Below are 18,520 nucleotides of genomic sequence, written 5' to 3' on the forward strand. Positions count from 1 at the left end.
GCTGGCCCGTCATCATTCTCATCATGCTTTGCCTGTTCGCTTTGAACATGCGGCTTTACATTGCTATTTTCGCATCCGTTCTTGTATATTTTGTGTTCTTCAGCCCGGTGCCCGACCAAATCGCGGTGCAGCGGCTGATCGGCGCCTCGCAGAATCTGTCCCTCCTGGCGATTCCCTTCTTCATCCTGCTCGGCACGCTGATGGACCACACCGGCGTGGCGAAGCGCCTGCTGCGCGTGGCCGACCTGCTGGTCGGCAAGTTCACCGGCGGCATGGCGCTGACCAACATCATGCTGAGCACGCTGCTGGGCGGCGTCAGCGCCTCCAACCTCGCCGACAGTGCCATGCTGACCCGCATGCTGGTGCCGGAGATGGAGCGCAAGGGCTACAACCGCGCCTTCGCCGCCGCCGTCACCGCGTCGGGCGCGCTGGTGACGCCGATCATCCCGCCGGGCATTGCGCTGATCATCTATGGCCTCGTCGCCGACGTCTCCATCGGCGCCATGTTCATGGCCGGCATCCTGCCCGGCATCGTGATGGCGGCCATGCTGATGGTCGCCGCCTACATCGTGTCCAAGCGCAACGGCTATCCGCCGTCCCGCGACAGCTGGCCGACCCGGTCGGAGACCACCAGCGCGCTGATCGGGGCCTGGCCGGTGCTGGTCCTGCTGGTCGCCATCATCGGCGGCATCCGCGCCAACATCTTCACCCCGACGGAAGCGGGCGCGGTGGCCGTGCTGATCGTCCTGGTGATCGGCTTCGTGATCTACCGCGAGATGCGCGTCGCCCATGTGGTGGACGCCCTGGTCGGCACCTTCAAGGCGACCTCGTCGGTGATGCTGGTCATCATGGCCTGCTCGGCGCTGGCCTGGATCCTGTCGCTGGAGCAGGCGGCGCAGCAGTTGGCGACCTACATCACGGCGCTGACCGACAACAAGTACGTCTTCCTGCTCATCCTCAACCTGCTCCTGCTGTTCCTCGGCATGCTGATCGAGGGCAACGCGATCCTCATCGTCATGGTCCCGCTGCTGATGCCGACGGTGCACCAGCTCGGCATCGACCCGATCCATTTCGGCATCGTGGTGATCGTGAACCTCGCGGTCGGCTGTCTGACGCCGCCGGTGGGCACGGTGATGCTGCTGGTCTGCAACCTCGCCAAGGTGAAGATCTCGGACTTCATGAAGCAATCCACCCTGCTCTTCGTGGCGCTGTTCGTGGCGCTGATGATCGTCACCTTCGTGCCGGAACTCTCGCTGGTCCTGGCCCGCTAAGCCCTCCTGCCGCCCTCCCGCTTCCCTCGCTTCTCCCCCAAGGGGCCTGACATGTCGAAGTACCTGAAGATCCATTCCAGCGACACCGTCGCCGTCGCCCTAGAGCCGCTGGCCCAGGGCACCGCGATCGACGGTCTGGGCGTCGTCCTGCTCGACGAGGTGCCGCAGGGCCACAAGTTCGCCGTGACGCCGCACCAGCCGGGCGACCGGGTCATCAAGTACGGCAGCGTGATCGGCCTCGCCAAGGAGGCGATCCCGGTGGGGCGGCACATCCACACCCACAACATCGGGACCGCGCTGGGCGGCCTGCAGGACTACGCCTACGCCGGACCGGCGAACGACGCGACGCCGGCCAAACGGGAGGCGCCGACCATCCAGGCCTTCGTCCGCGCCAACGGCGAGATCGGCGTGCGCAACGACCTGTGGATCATCCCGCTGGTCGGCTGCGTCAACGGCCTCGCCAAGAACGCGGCCAAGCGCTTCGAGAAGATGGGCCTGCTGCCCGAGGGCTCCCGCGTCATGGTGCTGGAGCACCCCTACGGCTGCTCCCAGCTCGGCGGCGACCTCGACAACACCCGCAACATCCTGCGCGATTTCGCCATCCACCCCAACGCCGGCGGCGTGCTGGTCATGGGGCTGGGCTGCGAGAACAACACCCGCGCCCTGTTCACCCAGGGCTTCGAGCACCCCGACCCGCGCCGCCTGCGCTACCTGACCACCCAGGAGGTGTCGGACGAGCTGGAGGCGTCGCTGGAGGCGATGACCGAACTGGCCGCGGTGATGCGCGAGGACAAGCGCGAGCCGGTCGGCGCCGACCGCCTGCGCATCGGGCTGAAGTGCGGCGGCTCGGACGGCTTCTCCGGCATCACCGCCAACCCGCTGCTGGGCGCCTTCTCCGACTGGCTGTGCGGCATCGGCGGCGCCACCGTGCTGACCGAGGTGCCGGAGATGTTCGGCGCCGAGCATCTGCTGATGGAGCGCGCCGAGAGCCGCGAGGTGTTCGAGGGCGTCGTCACCCTGATCAACGACTTCAAGCAATACTTCATCGACCACAACCAGCCGATCTACGAGAATCCGTCGCCCGGCAACAAGGCCGGCGGCATCAGCACGCTGGAGGAGAAGTCGCTGGGCTGCACCCAGAAGGCCGGCCTTTCCCCGGTGCGCGACGTCATCCGCTACGCCGAGCGCATCCGCAAGCCGGGCCTGACCCTGCTGGAGGCGCCGGGCAACGACGGCGTGGCGGTCACCGCCCTGGCCGCCGCCGGCTGCCACATCGTGCTGTTCACCACCGGCCGCGGCACGCCGCTGGGCGGCGTCGTGCCGACCATGAAGATCGCCACCAACACCGCCATGGCCGAGAAGAAGCGGCACTGGATCGACTTCAACGCCGGCCCCATCGCCGAGGCCACCGCCACGGTGGACAGCCTGCTGCCGTCCTTCATCGACAGCATCCTCGCCGTCGCCAACGGCAAAGAAGCGCGCAACGAGGAGAACGACGTCCATGACCTCGTGATCTTCAAGTCCGGCGTCACGCTCTGAACCCCACCACCACCCTTCAGACAAGGACGCCGACCATGGAGCGCCTGAACGCATCCTTTCTCAACGGCCGGCCGCGCCCGACGACGACGCGGATCGTGCAATTCGGCGAAGGCAATTTCCTGCGCGCCTTCTTCGACTGGAAGGTCGACCGCCTGAACGAGGCCACCGGTGGCGACTGGGGCGTGACCGTCGTCCGCCCGATCGCCGGCGGCTTCCCGCAGACGCTGAACGAGCAGGAGGGCGTCTACACCGTCCTGTCGCGCGGCGTCGACGAGTCCGGTGCGAAGGTCTCGCAGGCCCGGCTGATCGGCTGCGTGCGCAACGAGATCGCCGCGCACGGCGAATGGGCGTCAGTGCTGGAGCTGGCGCGCGACCCGAACGTCACGGTGGTCGTCTCCAACACCACCGACGCCGGCATCGCCTATGTCCCGTCGGTGGCCTACGCCGACGAGCCGCCGGTCTCCTTCCCCGGCAAGATGACCCGCTTCCTGCACGAGCGCTGGAAGGCCTTCGACGGCGCTGCGGAGGCCGGCCTGCAGATGCTGGCCTGCGAGTTGATCGACCACAACGGCGAGGAACTGAAGCGCATCGTCCTGCTGCACGCCCGCGACTGGGCGCTGGAGCCGGCCTTCATCGAGTGGATCGAGACGGCGAACGCCTTTTACAACACGCTGGTCGACCGCATCGTCCCCGGCTTCCCGCGCGCCGAGGCCGACGACCTGCGCCGCGAGCTGGGTTACGACGACAGCTTCATGGCGGCGGCGGAGCTGTTCCACCTCTTCGTGATCGAGCGCAAGGATGGGATGCCGGCGCTGCGCCTGCCGCTGGGCGAGCATGATGAGGGCACCATCGTCACCGCCGACGTCACCCCCTACAAGGCGCGCAAGGTCGCCATCCTCAACGGCGCCCACACCGGCCTGTGCGCCCTGGCCCTGCTGGCGGGCGTCGAGACGGTGGGCGAGGCGGTGAGCGATCCCGCCGGGGCGCGCTTCCTCGACCGGCTGCTCAACGAGGAGGTCATCCCCTTCCTCACCCTGCCGAAGCCGGAGTTGGAGGACTTCGCGGCCGCCGTGCTGCGCCGCTTCCGCAACCCCTACATCCGGCACCTGTGGTACGACATCAGCCTGAACGGCCTCGTCAAGTACCAGACCCGCAACCTGGACCGGCTGCTCGCCTACCGGGAGCGGTTCGGCCGGCCGGCGCCGCTGATGAGCCTGTCGCTGGCCGCTTGGCTGGCCTTCTACCTCGGCCGCTTCCCCGGCGCCGACACGCTGCCGCCGCGTGACTCCGCCGAAATCGTCGAGCGCGTCCGCGCGATCGGCGCCCTGGACGACGGCACCCCGGCGGGGCTGGAGGCAATGGTCGCCGCCTATCTCGGCGAGACGGCCTTCTGGGGCCGCAGCATCGACGACCGCTCGCTGCGCGCCCAGGTGATCGAGGACATCCGCTTCCTGACGGATGAGCCCTTCACCTTCGCCCGCCTCGCAACGCGCCTGGAGGTCTGACAGCAAAAGGCCCCGACCGCTAATTACGGAAGGGGCCTCCTGCTTTCAACTTCGCGGTCTGCATTGTAACGTCTTTGTTGGATACTGTTTGGTTTCGTCATATTCTGTCGTATCGAAAGCTATCCTACCCCTGACAGCCTGTTTGGATGCAAACAAGCAAGCCTCGGGAGTCCCCTGGGTTTGTAGTCCCGGCATTTGATGATGCATTGTATGACATGGTCCCCGTTTCCCGGACCTCCCGCATTATGCGTGGATCAGGATCAGGCTGCGAGGAGGACGCGACGGCGCAGCAGATCGAAGCTGCCGCGTCCGTACATGTGACGCTTGATCAGCTTCAGCTTGTTGACCTGCCCCTCCGACTGCCCGTTGCTCCAGGGCATGCTGAGGCCCGCATTGACGGCTGCCTCGTCCTGACTCACGCCGTCGGCGAAGGTTTCGATAGCCGGAATGCCGCAGGACAGCGCGTCTTTGAGCCAAGGACCCAAAACGGCGGAGCAAGCCGCGACCCTTGGCAACCTCCGAGTCCTGAGAAGTCCGGGCGATGGCCTCATACCGACGGCGTGTGAAGGCTTCCTTTGAGGCGAGCCCGATCCACCTGATTTGGCATGGGCAGCAAGGTTCACCTGGTTCATCACCTTGACGCCGATGAGTTGCATCGGCTGTACAAGGCCGCGACGGATGCGACGGAGCGGACGCATCTGCAAATCATCTGGCTGCTGACCAGTGGGCGCTCGGCCCAGTTCGTGGCCGAGGTGACGGGGTACACGCCGCGCTGGGTCAGCGTCATCGTGGGACGCTATAACGAGGCCGGGGTTGCGGGGCTGGGTGACCAGCGCCAGTTCAACCCCGGCGCCAGACCGCTGCTCGACGAAAACCAGCGACAAAGCCTGAGGACTAGCCTGGCCGATCCGCCGCCCGGCCGCGGTTTGTGGACGGGCCACTCGGTCGCCCAGTGGATCGCCGGCATGCTTGGCCGGCTCGTCTCACCCCGGCGCGGCACCGATTATCTGGGCCGGCTCGGCTTCACCCGCCAAATACCGCGCCCCCGCCATGCCGAAGCCGATCCCTTGGCCCAGGAGGTCTTCAAGGCCCGGTTCCGCCGCCGTGTGCAGGCCCTCCAGCAGGAAGACCCGGACACACCCTTGGAGGTGTGGGCGATGGATGAGCATCGCGTCGGGCTGAAGCCGGTGCTCCGCCGAGTGTGGGCGCCGCGCGGCCGCCGGCCGGTGGCGCGCGGCCACCAGCGCTTCGAGTGGATGTATCTCGCGGGCTTCGTACGGCCGAGCACCGGACAGGTGATCTGGTTTCTCGTCGATGGCCTCGATGCGCCCATGTTCGGTGCTATCCTGGACGCCTTTGCCCGCGAGGTCGGGGCCGGGCCCACCAAGCAGGTGCTCATCGTCCTCGATGGCGCGGGCTGGCATGTCGCCGGCTCGCTGGACATCCCGGAGGGCATCACGCTGGAGTTCTTACCCCCGTATTCCCCCGAATTGCAGCCCGCCGAGCATCTCTGGCCACTGACCAACGAGACGATCGCCAACACCTACTTCGAGGATCTCGATGCCCTCGATCAAGCACTCGCCGATCGCTGCTGCGGTCTCGCCGATGATCCCGACCGTATCCGCGCCGCCACATGGTTCCACTGGTGGCCGCAATTCGCATGAATTCCAAGCAATGGAAGCCTTCATGCGCCATCGGTATCAGTTGCGGCGGGTCAAGGCTCTGCGGCGCTTGCCCCCCTCCGCGCCGCCGATCCCTGAGCGCTGCCTTGCGTTGAGGCCTGGACTTTCGCGACCACCCTCCCCTCCCGACCTTCAATATCCGCTCAGTCCAGATCTATCGTTGTACTTTTGCGACCGAGCTGAGCCGCGTTGCTGCGCTGGGCCGTCTGCGTTAAAGTCGTTCACCTGCAACTGCGCAGTACGCGCTTTACGGCGGACAATTGGTCTGTCGAGTGGCTGGCCAAACCGGTTAAGGACCTCCCCTCCTTTGCCGGTTTGGAGGTCGCTGGACATCGCGCATGGCATGGCAATTTCCGCCGCCACGCTGCGACATCCAGCCTGAAGCTCGAATACGACAATGACCGGCGCCAAAGCGCCGCCAGGGATAGGAGTGGTGGTGAAGACGATCCTCGTCACGAACTGGAAAGGCGGGACCGGAAAGACCACGGTCGCAACCAACCTGCTGGCTGCAATCGCTAACTCCGGCCTGACTGTCGCTGGCTTGGATACCGATGCGCAGCCTCAGCTTGCTGAGTGGTGGGAGGCACGTCCGGAACAGGCCCCCGCCCTCTCCGTTTACATCCAGCCCTTGGCCGACCTTGAAGAGGCCCCTACCCCCCCGGAGCCTGTCGACGTTCTCGTGATCGACACGCCGCCTGGTGTCGAGGCCTATCCCGAATCCTATAGGCGATTGATCGAAGCCGCCGACCTTATCGTCGTTCCGAGCAGCGGCACCAGCAACGACCGACGCTCCACCTCAAAGGTGCTGGAGTTCCTGCACACCACAGGTAAGCCCGTTGTGGTCGTGCTTAACCGGCTGAAACCGCGCGCCCTCGACAATGCGGAGACCAAACGGGATCTGGCACGCATCGGCGCCGACCTCTGCCCGGTCGAACTGCCGGATCTCAACGAGTTCCACAGAGCCTTCGACATTGGCGTCGGTGTGGTTGAGGTGGATGGGGCAAAGGCGTCCGACGACGTCGACGCGCTTTGGGCTTATCTTCGTAAGCGGCTGGGGATTGCATCGTGAAGCTGGTCAGGAAGGGGCAACTGCTCGACCGCCGAGCCGAAACCATTGCGGGGCGACCCACTCAGCCGGCCGGCGCCACCAAATCTCTAGCCGGCGAGAGTTTTGAGGACTCGATCAATCGGCTGCTCGAAGAAAGCCGGGAGCGCTTCGTCCTGGTGGGCGACCTGCTTCTGGACTGGAAGGAATCCGTACCGCATGGCCAGTTCATGAAGGTACTGGCCGAACGGATCGATGCCGGCGCCCTTCGCCACCTGAGCTACCAGAGCGCCAACCGCTACATGACCGTGGCCGCAGCACTCCGCCAGGGGGCTGTCGCTCCTGACGAACTTCCCAAGGAGTCGGAAGCCGCATACCTCCTGACGTCGCTCAAGCCCAATGAACTTGAAGCGGCGAAGCAGGAGGGGCTTGTCAGGCCGACGGTGAAAAAGGCCGAGTTGGCGCAGTTCCGCAAACGACTACGGTCCCCTTCCCTCTCTTCCGAGCCAAAGGATCGGAAAACGATCTTGGAAGAACGCCGTGCCGAACTGCGCGAGAAGCTGAAATCCATCAAGGCCGAGTTGGTCGGGGTGGAAGCAGAGTTGAAAGCGCTGGGTTGATCGGCGCCTTCATTACCCCGCGCAGATCACTTCAGCGATAAACAGCCCGACACACCGCCTCGACCTTATCCAGGTCCAGCCCGTCGTCGGACCGGACCCCTCTTTCCATGTCGAGTCGGTACGGCCCAGTGGCGGCGATCCTCCTCAGCAACCTCGGTCACATTGTCCGGGCCGATCCCGCCGGCATGGCCGACCAGCCAGGCGCCGCCGGGATGCTGTGGCCACTCCTACGACGCCCTCCCCTTCCCGGTCGAGCGATCGAACAGCCAGTCCACCGCCGTGCTGGCTGAAAACTCCAGGTCACGAGTCTGGGCAATGCGCTGTGCGCCGACCTCGGCATTCCACCGCGCCTGCGGGATGTCGGCATGACCGAGGACCGGCTGGAAGAAATGGCCCGGCGCAGCCACACGACCGACCGCAACCGCTGGAGCCAGCGGCACAGCAGCGGTGAGGATTTCCAGGGGCTGTTCCGCGCGGCGTTCTGATCCGAACGCCCGTTCACGGACCCGTGCCGGGCGTGGGTGGATCGGCACCGCCCAGCTGCTCCGCAAGGCTCTTGAGCGGCACGGGGCCGAGGAGGGCGGCGACCCCCAGATCGACCGACCAGTCCGCGGCGATCCGCATCTGGATCTCCACCGCCATCAGCGAGTCCGCGCCGGACGAGGACAGCACGCTGTCCCCCGTCAGGTCATCCACGGAAATTCCCATGACCCGCGAGGCCAAGGCCCGCAGATAGTCCGTCGCCAGCGCGCGACGGGCGGCCGGGGAGCCGCCGGTGCGGGCGGCGTCCGCCAGGGTCGCCAAGTCGTGGCGCGGCGCGGCCGCCGCGACCGGCCCCGGCCCCCCGCCCCGGGCCAGCCAATGGCCGGGCGGCCGGCGCATGGCGAGCGCCGGCCAGTCGGCGGCCACCAGGCAGAGCTGCGGGTCCGGCAATGACCAGACCATGTCCAGAAGCTGCCGGCCCTCGGCGGGGGCGAGCGGGAAGAACCCACGGGCGCGGAAGCTGGCGGCGAGTGACGCCTCCTCTCCCATGCCGGTGGTCCAAGGCCCCCATCCCAGCGCGCGTGCGGGCACGCCCTGGCGGCACAGCCAGTCGGCCATGCCGTCGAGATAACCGTTGGCCGCGGCGTAGACCGCCTGCCCGTAGGCGGGCAGCAGGCTGGCGATGGACCCGTAGAGCAACAGGAAATCCAGGCTACCGCCGTCGCAGGCGGCGAGAAGGTTGTGGAGGCCCGACACCTTGGGTCCCAGGACACGGGCGACGTCCGCCGGACCGGTGTCCGTCAGCGCCTTGTCGGCGATCGCCCCCGCCGCATGGACGATTCCGCGCAGCGGCGGCAGGCCTTGCGCCGCCAGCGCGCCCACCACGGCCGGCGCGAACGCCGGCTCGGCGATGTCGGCGGCGATGACGGCGACCCGGATGCCACGCTGCTCCAGGCTTCGGACCCATCCGATCCGCCGACGAACATCCTCGGGGTGCCCGTCGTCCCAGGCATCGCGGGGCGGCAGAGGCCGGCGGCCGACCAGCACGACGGTACGCGCACCGTGATCGGCCAGATACCCGGTGACCAGCCCGCCGAGGGCGCCGAAGGCGCCGGTGACGAGGTAGCTGGCGTCCCGGCGCAGCACCGGCGGCCGCGCCGCGGCGCGCGCGCCGGAGGGCTCCAGTCCCGGCTCCCACCAGACGCCCGCGCCGTCCAGCCGGAACTGGCCGCCGGAGTCCGCTCCGCTCATCCGGTCATGGAGCCGCGCGCACCAGTCCGGGGGCAAGGACGCCGGAAGATCCACGAGACCGCCGAACATCTCGATCCGTTCCGCCTCCGCCACCGTGCGCCCGGCGCTCCACAGGGACCGCGCCACCGGCTCCCCCGCATCGCCGTCGGCGAACGCGGCGCGCGTCACCAGCCACAGCCGGGACGGCCGCCGCAGGCGCGCGCAGTTGTCCCGAAGCTGGCCGATCAGCCGGCCGATCCGTTCGCCGTCGCCGCGGTCCGGCGGTCCGGCGACATCGAGCGGACGGAAATCCACCACCCGGTCGCCGCCGGCCGCGTCCTCGGCGCTGCGGCATACGCGGACCTCCGCGACGCTCCGCGCGGCGAGGTGATCGGCGAACCGCTGGCCGAGGCCGCCCTCGTCGGCCAGGACGCGCCACGACAGCTTCGGCCGCTCCACGCCGGGCCGCTCCTCGCCGTTATGATCGGCGGCAGAGGCCGGAAGCGGCCGCCAGACCGCGGTCAGGACGGCATCCGCCGGGCCGCGGCCACCGGAGAACGCCGATGGCGGTTCGATCGGCGACAGCGTCACCCCGCGCAGTTCGACGATCACCCGCCCCCGCGCGTCGGTGAGCACGGCGTCGCCGACGGTTTCCCGATGGTCGCGCCGCACCAGCCGGGTCGCCGCCGCGAGCGGCAGTTCGGCGGCCGTGATCGGGTGATGCAGGCGGACGTCGGCGATGCCGCCGAGAACACGGTCCGGCTCGCGCCGGCCGTCGGTCGAGCGCGCCGCCAGTTCCACGAAGAGGAGGCTCTGCAGCAGCCCGTCGAGAAGCACCGGCGGGAAAGCGAGCCCCGCGACGGCGGCCGCGTTGATCCGGGAGACGCTCCGCGCGGCGTCAAAGCAGATCGTCTCGATGCAGCGGTAGGTTGGCCCGTAATCGTGCCCGAGCCCGACGAGGGCGTCGTAGTAGCGGTCCCCGGACCACGCGCGGGCCTCCTCCCCGCACCAGCCGTCGAACCGTTGCACGGCGTGGCCGGACGCGCAGGGCAGGGCGGTCGTCGCCACCGCGTCGGCAAGGCGCCCGCCGTCGTCCCGGTCGTCAACGCGGAGGTCGCCGCGCTCGGGGTCGAAGGTGAACCGCAGCCTCGCCTCGCCGGACCGGGCCAGCGCGCCCTTGTGGAACCGCAGGTCGGCGAAGCGAATGGACGCACCACCCGGCGCCGTCCCCCGCACGGCCACCATTGCGGCGGCCATCGCCTCGATGAGCAGGGCGGCCGGCATGCGCGCCCGCCCCAGCACCTTGTGGTCCTTCCAGTCCCAGGCGGCCTCGGGCGCGATGTCGGCTTCCCAGACCCAGTCCCGCGCCGAGCACCGGGCACCAAGGAACGGATGGTCCCCGCGGCGCAGCCGGAAGGCCCGCATGCCGGCCGCCTCGCTCCAGTAGGGCTGCTCCCGCCAGGCATAGGGGGGCAGCGTCGCGACGGCGCCGGCTGACGGCGCCGGCAGGAGCGCGGACCAGTCGGGCCGCCCCCCCAGCGTCGCCCAGCGCGCCAGGCTCTCGACGAAGGCGTCCCGGTCCCGCCGTCCCCGGTGCAGAGTGGCGACGACCGGGGCACCGATCGTCTCCGTCACCGTCGCCAGCAGCGTCGGATGCGCGCTGATCTCCTGGCACACCGCCGGCCCCGCGGCGCCGATCCCGGCCACGGCCGGGGCGAAGAGGACGGTGTCGCGAAGGTTGCGCCACCAGTAGCCGGGGAAATCACCGCCGATCACCGCCTCGTCGACGGGGCGGCCGGTCACCGTCGACCAGAGCGCGCGGTCCGGGATCCGGAAGGAGAAGGGCGCCAGTGCCGCGCGGAACTCCTCCTCAAGGCCGTCCATCGCCGCGCTGTGATAGGCGACGCCCACCGCCAGGGCGCGGTGGGGGACGCGCCGTCTCTTCAGCGTGAGGGCCAGGGCAGCCAAGGCCGCGCGCGAACCGCTGAGCGTCACCGATGACGGACCGTTCACCGCCGCCAGCGCGATGCCGGGATGCCCGGCGACGAGGGCTTCCGCCTCGCCCACCGCCGCCCGCAGGGCCAGCATTCCGCCGGTGCCGTCCAGGCGGTTCTGCAGCCGGCTGCGGTGATGGACGATGGCGACCGCGGTGGCAAGGTCGATCGCCCCGGCGGCGTGGAAGGCAGCGATCTCGCCGACGCTGTGGCCGACCGCCGCGTCGGCCCGCACGCCGCGGGATTCCAGAAGACGGGCCAGGGCGATCTGCAGGAACAGCGTCAGCGGCTGGGCCGGCACGGGCGCCAGCCCGGCTCCGTGCGCGTCCGCCGTCGCGCTGTCGGCGAGCAGGGAGATTCCCGACAGCGCGGCGTAGCGTTCGTCGCACGCGCGCAGCGTATCGCGGTAGACGGGAAAGGCATCGGCCAGATCCGCCCCCATGCCCCGCCATTGCGGGCCCATGCCGGCGAAGATCCAGACCAGCCGGTGGCCCGCGACCTCCTCCCCCTGCACCCAGTCCGGCGTTTCGGGAGCCGCGAGATAGGCCTCGCACTTCGCGCGCAGATCCGTGCGGTCCGACGCCATCAGGTGGAGGTGATGGGTGAAGGGCGACCGCCGATGCAGGGTCGCGGCCGACAGCGCCGCCACGGCCTCGTCATTTTCCGGGACGGCCTTATCGCCGTCACCCTTTCCGGCTGCGCCCCCGGCCGTGGTGTCGAGGAAGGTCCGGAGGGCTTCGACCTGCAAGGGCAGATGAGCGCGCGTCGGCCCCGACAGCCGGACGACCAGCCCGTCCGCGGCGGCGGCGGCGCTCGGCCGGGTCTTGGACTGGCTTTTTCGGGCCGGCGGGGAGGGGGAGGAGGGGGCCGTCACGATGGCGTGGGCGTTGGTTCCACCGAAGCCGAAGGCGCTCACCCCGGCGAACGGGGCGTGCTCCGGCCAGGGTTCCGGCCGCAACGGCAGCCGCAGCCCCGACCCCGCAAGGTCGAGCCCGTCCGGGTCCCGCTGCCAATGCAGGTGGGGCGGGATCCGCCGGTGCGAGAGGCTGAGGACCGTCTTGAACAGGCCGGCCATTCCCGCCGCCGCCTCCGCGTGCCCCATGTTCGCCTTGACGGACCCGATCCACAACGGGCCGGAGCGCCGGCCGCCGAACACGCCCGCCAGGGCGCCGGCCTCGGCCCGGTCGCCCGCACGCGTGCCGGTGCCGTGGGCCTCGACGTACCCGACCGCGTCGGGCGACAGCCCGCCCTGCTCCAGCGCGGCCGTCACCAGCCGTATCTGCGCCGCCGGGTCGGGCAGCGTCACCCCCGTCACCGGCCCGTTGTGGTTGACCGCGGTGCTCACCACCTCCGCCCGCCGTCGCCAGCCGCGCCGCACCGCCATGTCGAGCGAGGACAGGAGAACCATCGCGACGGACTCCGCCCGGACATAGCCGTCGGCCCGATGGTCGAAGGCGCGGCAGCGTCCGGACGGCGACAGGAGCCCGGCCCTTCCCTCGATCGCGGTGTAGTGGGGGGCCAGCTGCAGTTGGGCCGCCCCCACCAGGGCAAGCTCGCATTCGCTGCGGCGCAGGCTTTCAACCGCCAGATGCAGCGCCACCAGGGACGACGAGCAGGCCGTGTCGATGGTCATGCTCGGGCCGGTGAAGTGGAAGCAATGGGAGATCCGATTGGACAGCAGCGTCTGCATCACGCCGGTCGCGGTGTGCGGCGAAACCGGCGGGTCCTCGGGGTCGCCCAGCTGAAGGAGCTGATAATCCTGGGTGAAGCCGCCGACGAAGACGCCGACCGGCCGCTCCCGCCAGTCGGCGGCGGCGAGGCCCGCGTCCTCCCAGCACCGCCACGTCGCCTTCAGCAGAAGCCTCTGGGCCGGGTCCATCGCCTCGGCCTCGCGGGGGGCGATGCCGAAGAAGGCCGCGTCGAACCGGTCGATGCCACGCAGGAAGCCGCCCCACCGGCTGGGATGGACGAAATCGCGGCCCGCCGGCTCCCCGGAGGGAGTCGGCCGGTGGAAGGAGTTCACCCGCCAACGTTCCGGCGGCACCTCCTCGATCAGGTCGCGACCGGCGAGCAGCGCCTCCCACAGGGTGTCGGGGAAGGCGGCCCCGCCGGGAAAGAAGCCCGCCATCCCGAGGATGGCGACACGCCCGGCCGTCGTCATCGGCGCGATCATCCCTGGCGGCCGTAGTAGAGCTGGCGGCTGAAGGGTCCGCGGATCTCCTCCGCCTGCTTGCGGAACTCGGTGTTGAACGAGCCGTTCCGGGTGATCGTGTCCTCGTACCGGCCGGTGACCGGCTGGTAGGGCTGCGCCGACGCCGACGATGGCGTGCTCCCGTTGTCCAGCGGCGTTTCGCGCTGGCCGTTGCCATTGGCGCCGCCGGTGTCCGCGCCGCTGCCGGCCCCGACGATGTCGACGATGCCGAGCGCCAGCGTCGTCGCCCCCAGGCCGAAATTGGCGAACCCGGTCACCGCCAGGATGGCCGCCTTGTCGTAGCCGAGGAGTTGGCCCATTCCGGACAGCGCGCTGCGCCCAAGGAGCTGACCGCCCGACATCGGACCGATCTGAACGACGTCCCCCGCGGTCGAGCTGAACCGCACCAGCGGCGCGTAGTCGCCGGCGGCCGGCCGGGAGAAGAAACGGGCGCCACGGGTCAGGTAGGGCGAGAATTTCTGCGAGGTCAACAGCCCCTTCCAGACTCCCGCCCCCACCGACATCACCATCGCCGCCGCTCCCAGGATGGTCGAGATGATCCCCAGCGTGCGGATCGTCCCTTCCCGGTGCTGGCCGGTCCTCTCGTCGTCCACGGTCATGGCGGCGCTGGCGACGCCGAGGGTGGCGCCGGCGAGGCCGGTGATGGCGCCGGCCGCGTTGAACAGGGCGAAGGCGCCCGCCATGGAGAAGAGGGATGCACCGCCCGTCGGAACGGCCGCCGCCACGGCGACGACGGCGATGACAATCGCGGCCACCAGCGCGGCGACCGAGATGATGAGATTCCACAGGCTGCTCAACAGCCCGGAGGGATCGGCGCGGTTGATGGGGTCGCCCTTGCAGTAGGCGTAGCAGCTGAATCCGCCGCCGGAGAACGGCGCCAGCGGATCGGGGGTGAGGAACATCATCAGCTCCGGGCTGTAGGCGCGCCGCCCGTGGCCGAGGTGGTAGAGGTTGGCCATCGCGTCGAACCGCTCGCCGTTGAAGGCGATGCGCTGGCGTTCGATCAGCGGGGTCGCCGGGTTGACGCCCGGCTGACCCGATTCGCCGTAGGGCGTGTACATCCGGCCAAGAACCCGGTCGCCCGCCTCGACGGCGGCGGCGACGGAGCCGGACGGGTCGACGGCGTACAGCTCGCTTTCGGCCGGGCTCCCGCCGGACGTGCGCCGGGTCCGGCCGCGGACCGCCTCCTTGTCGCGCCGGTACCGCACCGACGCCGTTCCCTGGCTCTCCTCGGCGAGGCTGCCGCTGGCGTAATGCAGGTCGAGCGGCTGCGCGTCGGGAATCGCCTGGCGGATCAGCCGGCCTTCGGCGTCGTAGAGATAGGAGCCCGACCGCGAGCAGTCCGTCAGATGGTTGAAGTCGTCGTAGGCGAAGGTCCGCCCGGCCCCGTCATCGATCAGGTTGCCGTTGGCGTCGTATTTGAGAACCCGCTGCGCCGCCGGCAGGCTGTCGTCGATCCGTTGCAGTTGGCTCGGGATCGCGGGGTTGTAGACGCGGGTGCTGGTGTTGACCGTGCCGTCGCGGAAGCGGGTCACCACCGAGGTGATGTTGTCGAGCGCGTCGAGCCGGAAGCTCTGCTGCGCGATCTCCCGGCCCAGGCTGTCGCTGGGGAAACGGCTGCCGGAGCAGCCATAGACGAGCAGACGGGAATAGGCGTCGTAGGCGAAGGTCTCCTGGCTGAGGATCGCGTTGGCGCCGTCCCGCGTCGTCCGGTTCGCCAGGGTGCCGTTGGGGTGGTAGCCGCGCTGCACGCTCGACAGGACAGCACCGCCCAGACGGAAGGTCCGGGTCTGCTCCCGGCCGAAATCGTCGTACTCCACCGTCGTGGCGATGGTCGTCCCGTCCTGGGTCACCTGATTGCCGGCCAGCCGGCCGAAGGCGTCGTAGGTCTGCTGGATGGTGGCGGAGCCGTTGACGATCTCGCGCACGCGGCCGGCCGAATCGTAGCGGCGGACCTCGATGTCACCGGACGGGGCCTCGGTCCGGAGCAGGCGGCCGGCCGGCGAGTGGGTGTAGCGGCACACGGAGGACGCGCCGCCGAGCGTCACCGTTTCCGTCGTCGGGTAACCCTGGCCGTCATAGCCGTAGCTCCGCGTCGCGGCGGCGTTGTGGGCGCGCAGCGGCTGGCCGCTGACCGGATCGTACTGGAAATCGTTGACGGACTGCTGCTGGCGGCTGACCGCGGTCACGGCGTCGATGGCGGCGTCGTAGCGGTAGGTGAGGGTGACGTTCGCCGGCGTCACCTTGCGGGACGGCCGCGTGGCGCCGCCGTCATACGCGAAGGTCGACGCCGCCATCCCCGCCCGGCTTTCCGACAGCAGGCGTCCCAGCCCGTCGTAGGCGCGGCTGCCCAGCGTGATGCCGTTGACCGCCATCGACGCCACCAGCTCCGCGCTGGTGTGCGGAGCGTAGGTCACCGTCGTGGTGCGGGCGGCGGTGCCGTCCGCCGGTCGGGCGCGCGTAACGCTGACGCGGTCGAACGCGTCGTAGTCGTATTCGGTGACATGGCCGTCGACGTCGGTCACCCCGACGCAGCGGCCGAAGCCGTCGTAACGCCGGGTCAGCGTCTGCAGGCGGCTGCCGGAACGCCCGACCTGGGTGACGGAGGCCACCTGGTTGAAGGCGTTGTAGCTGTTGACGGTGGTGTTGAGCCCCTGGACCCCCGTGGTCAGCGTGTTCCCGACCGGGTCGCGCCGCGACAGCGAAACGCTGCCGTCGGGGTTCGTCGTCCGCGCCACTTGGTTCCAGTCGTCGTAGGCGTAGCTGGTGACCAGGGTGAGTTCCGTGCCGTCGACCTGGTCGAACACCGTGTCCGACGCCTTGCGTTCGAAGCGGTCGTAGACCGTCGCGCGCATCCGACGCTCCGTGGTTCCGCCGACGAGCTGGGCGGCGGACACCTTGCGGCCGAGGCCGTCGAACCGGCTGACGAACCGGTTGCCGCCGGCATCCGTGACCGTCACCCGGGCTTGGACGCCCTGTGCGGCATAGGAATACTCGTAATGCCGGGCCGCCGCGCTCGCCGTGCCGGGGGCCGCGGTCTCCGCCGTCACGCGGCCCATGACGTCGTAGTCGTAGCGGATCGCCACCCCGTCGGATTTGCGGACTTCGAGGGTCAGGTCGACCGCCGGGCAATAGCGGTGAACGGTGTCGCTGCGGGTTCCGTCATGGCCGATGGTGGTGCAGGTCTCCGTGACGTCCGCCGAGCCGGCCTGATAGGCGTACTGGCAGGTGGTGGTGCGACCGCCGATCGCCACGTCCTGCGTCCGGATCCGGCCGTGGAGCGTCGGCTTGGACGGATCGTCAAGGTAGGTGGCGGTGGTTGTGACGTCGGCGCTGGTCGTGCTGGTCCGCGGCAGGACGAGATAGCCGTTGCCGAAGCGGGGGAACTGCAGATATTGGAAATCGGTCTGCCGGACCGACCCGCTGCCGGCGGGGACGATGCGCTCCCGCTTGCGGAACCGCACGAACAGCCCCAGCGGGTCCGCCGGGCAGCGGCCGGACTCGCCACCGACCGGGTAATAGTCCCACTGCGTCATGATCCCCGTCGGTTCCAGCCGGCTCAGGTCGTTCCCGAACTCGTCGGTTTCTATCCTGGTCTTTTCGCTCCGCGCTCCAGACGACGCGGTGGCGTAGGTCACCGTCGTCTCCCGGACCAGCTGAAGGTTGGCGGGCTGCTCGGAAAACGGCTTTCCCGGAACGTCGTTGTAAAGCATGGCCGTCGTGGTCGTCGCCTCCCCCTGCCGGACCACGGTCGAAGTCGTGAGGTGGAACTTGTTGAACGCGGTGCGCGTGCTGGACATCACCGCGTTGCCGGCGTTGGAATCGACGACGCTCTCCTCCGACCAGTATTCGTAGGTGCCGGAGACGCGGTACAGGTTGTCGGTGCCGGCGGTGAAGCCCCCGGAATAGGGATAGCCGGTGAAGTTGGTGGTGGGACTGTAGGCGTAGCGCCGCACCGAACTCGGCTGCCCGGCCGCCGGAATGCGTTCCCAGCGCGTCACGAAGGGCAGATAGGCTCCGTTGTAATAGGAGTGTCCCCGCTCCTGGTAGGCGATCGTCTCGCTGCCCCCCATCGGGTTGTCGATACGGGTGATTCCGTAATACCCGGCGGCGAAGCGGAGATATTGGTAGACGAACACCGCCTGGGCGCCGGGATTGGCGGTGCCGCCGGTGTTGTCGTAGGGAACGGTCACCCGCTGGATCAGGTTGTTGACGACCGTGAAGGCGATTTCCGCCACCCGGCCAGCCGAAGCGACGGACCGGGCGCGGGAGGGGCCGCCGCCGCCGTAGGACAGGCTGAGGAATTCGGTTCCCGTGGTGGCGTTCCGTATCCGCGACAGCCATCCCCCGGACGTGTATTCGAAGACGAACCTCTCACCGTTGGCGAAACTCAGCCCCGTCGTCTTGTAAGGGCCGCCAGCAACCGGACGGGTCAGCGTCTCCGTCGTTCCCTCGCTGCTGAGGATAAGGAGCGTATCGGCATCGCTTCGCCTCACCTCGATGTTTCTCAGCTTCTTGTCCCGGAAACTCAGGAGGTTTCCCGGCGGAGGCAGCGGGTCGCCCTGGAACCGTTCCCCGGTAGCGAGCCGGAGTTGCGAGGTCTTCAGGTCGAACTCGCTGATTCCAAGGGACCAGCCGATCCCGTAACCGTCATTGCCCGCCTTCATCATGGAGAAGGTCAACGCGACCTCGCGCTTGGCCTCGCCGCCTTTCCCGTCTCCGCCCCCGCCTTCCGGACGCAACGTCGTCAAATGGATCCGGGCACTGTATTGCCCCGTCCGCAGATCGACCTTTCCGCTCTGATTGGACTGGAAATTGAACGCGTTGGAATAGACGTCGTTGCTCATGTCGTCCCCCTCGCTGATTGGGCGCGGATCGGGAAAGGTCGGATGCGGGGAGGTGGTTGGCGCGGTCCACCAACCACGCCCGGTCGCCGGCG

The 18,520-nt window shown here is 69.0% G+C and carries 9 protein-coding genes; 6 read left to right on the forward strand and 3 right to left on the reverse strand.

Annotated elements, in window-relative coordinates; all coding sequences use genetic code 11:
- Positions 1 to 23 precede the first annotated feature (23 nt).
- Genes ACWPXE_RS23845 through ACWPXE_RS23855 form a run of 3 tightly spaced genes read left to right on the forward strand, consistent with a single transcriptional unit; the run spans position 24 to position 4,315 of the window.
- Positions 24 to 1,271, forward strand: a complete 1,248-nt coding sequence (locus tag ACWPXE_RS23845; protein ID WP_454020055.1) for a TRAP transporter large permease — start codon at positions 24 to 26, stop codon at positions 1,269 to 1,271.
- A 51-nt stretch (positions 1,272 to 1,322) separates the two neighbouring features.
- Positions 1,323 to 2,810: a UxaA family hydrolase gene (locus ACWPXE_RS23850; RefSeq protein ID WP_454019806.1), complete on the forward strand. Its 1,488-nt coding sequence runs from the start codon at positions 1,323 to 1,325 to the stop codon at positions 2,808 to 2,810.
- A gap of 35 nt (positions 2,811 to 2,845) precedes the next feature.
- Positions 2,846 to 4,315 carry a tagaturonate reductase gene (locus ACWPXE_RS23855; protein WP_454019807.1) on the forward strand — a complete coding sequence of 490 codons (1,470 nt, stop codon included), beginning with the start codon at positions 2,846 to 2,848 and terminating at the stop codon, positions 4,313 to 4,315.
- A 260-nt stretch (positions 4,316 to 4,575) separates the two neighbouring features.
- Here ACWPXE_RS23855 and ACWPXE_RS23860 read toward each other — a convergent pair whose 3' ends face one another.
- Entirely contained in the window at positions 4,576 to 5,013 is a 438-nt protein-coding gene (locus ACWPXE_RS23860) for a transposase (protein WP_454019808.1), read from the reverse strand.
- Between ACWPXE_RS23860 and ACWPXE_RS23865 the strand changes: the two genes are divergently transcribed.
- The 3 genes from ACWPXE_RS23865 to ACWPXE_RS23875 all read left to right on the forward strand — a co-directional run bounded on the left by ACWPXE_RS23865 (position 4,921) and on the right by ACWPXE_RS23875 (position 7,662).
- Positions 4,921 to 5,979, forward strand: coding sequence for an IS630 family transposase (locus ACWPXE_RS23865; protein ID WP_454018128.1), 1,059 nt, complete (start codon positions 4,921 to 4,923; stop codon positions 5,977 to 5,979). The two genes, ACWPXE_RS23860 and ACWPXE_RS23865, sit on opposite strands and share 93 nt — an antisense overlap.
- A 454-nt stretch (positions 5,980 to 6,433) precedes the next feature.
- Positions 6,434 to 7,066: a nucleotide-binding protein gene (locus tag ACWPXE_RS23870; protein WP_454019809.1), complete on the forward strand. Its 633-nt coding sequence runs from the start codon at positions 6,434 to 6,436 to the stop codon at positions 7,064 to 7,066.
- Complete coding sequence (locus ACWPXE_RS23875; protein ID WP_454019810.1) at positions 7,063 to 7,662, forward strand: hypothetical protein; 600 nt, start codon at positions 7,063 to 7,065, stop codon at positions 7,660 to 7,662. The genes ACWPXE_RS23870 and ACWPXE_RS23875 overlap by 4 nt, the downstream gene beginning before the upstream one ends.
- A 498-nt stretch (positions 7,663 to 8,160) precedes the next feature.
- Here the strand turns inward: ACWPXE_RS23875 and ACWPXE_RS23880 are convergent, their stop codons facing one another.
- Positions 8,161 to 13,530, reverse strand: coding sequence for a beta-ketoacyl synthase N-terminal-like domain-containing protein (locus ACWPXE_RS23880; RefSeq protein WP_454019811.1), 5,370 nt, complete (start codon positions 13,528 to 13,530; stop codon positions 8,161 to 8,163).
- An 8-nt stretch (positions 13,531 to 13,538) separates the two neighbouring features.
- On the reverse strand, positions 13,539 to 18,428 hold the full coding sequence (locus ACWPXE_RS23885) for an RHS repeat-associated core domain-containing protein (RefSeq protein ID WP_454019812.1): 4,890 nt from the start codon (positions 18,426 to 18,428) through the stop codon (positions 13,539 to 13,541).
- Between the last annotated feature and the right edge of the window lie 92 nt (positions 18,429 to 18,520).

Source organism: Azospirillum sp. Marseille-Q6669, from assembly GCF_965111635.1.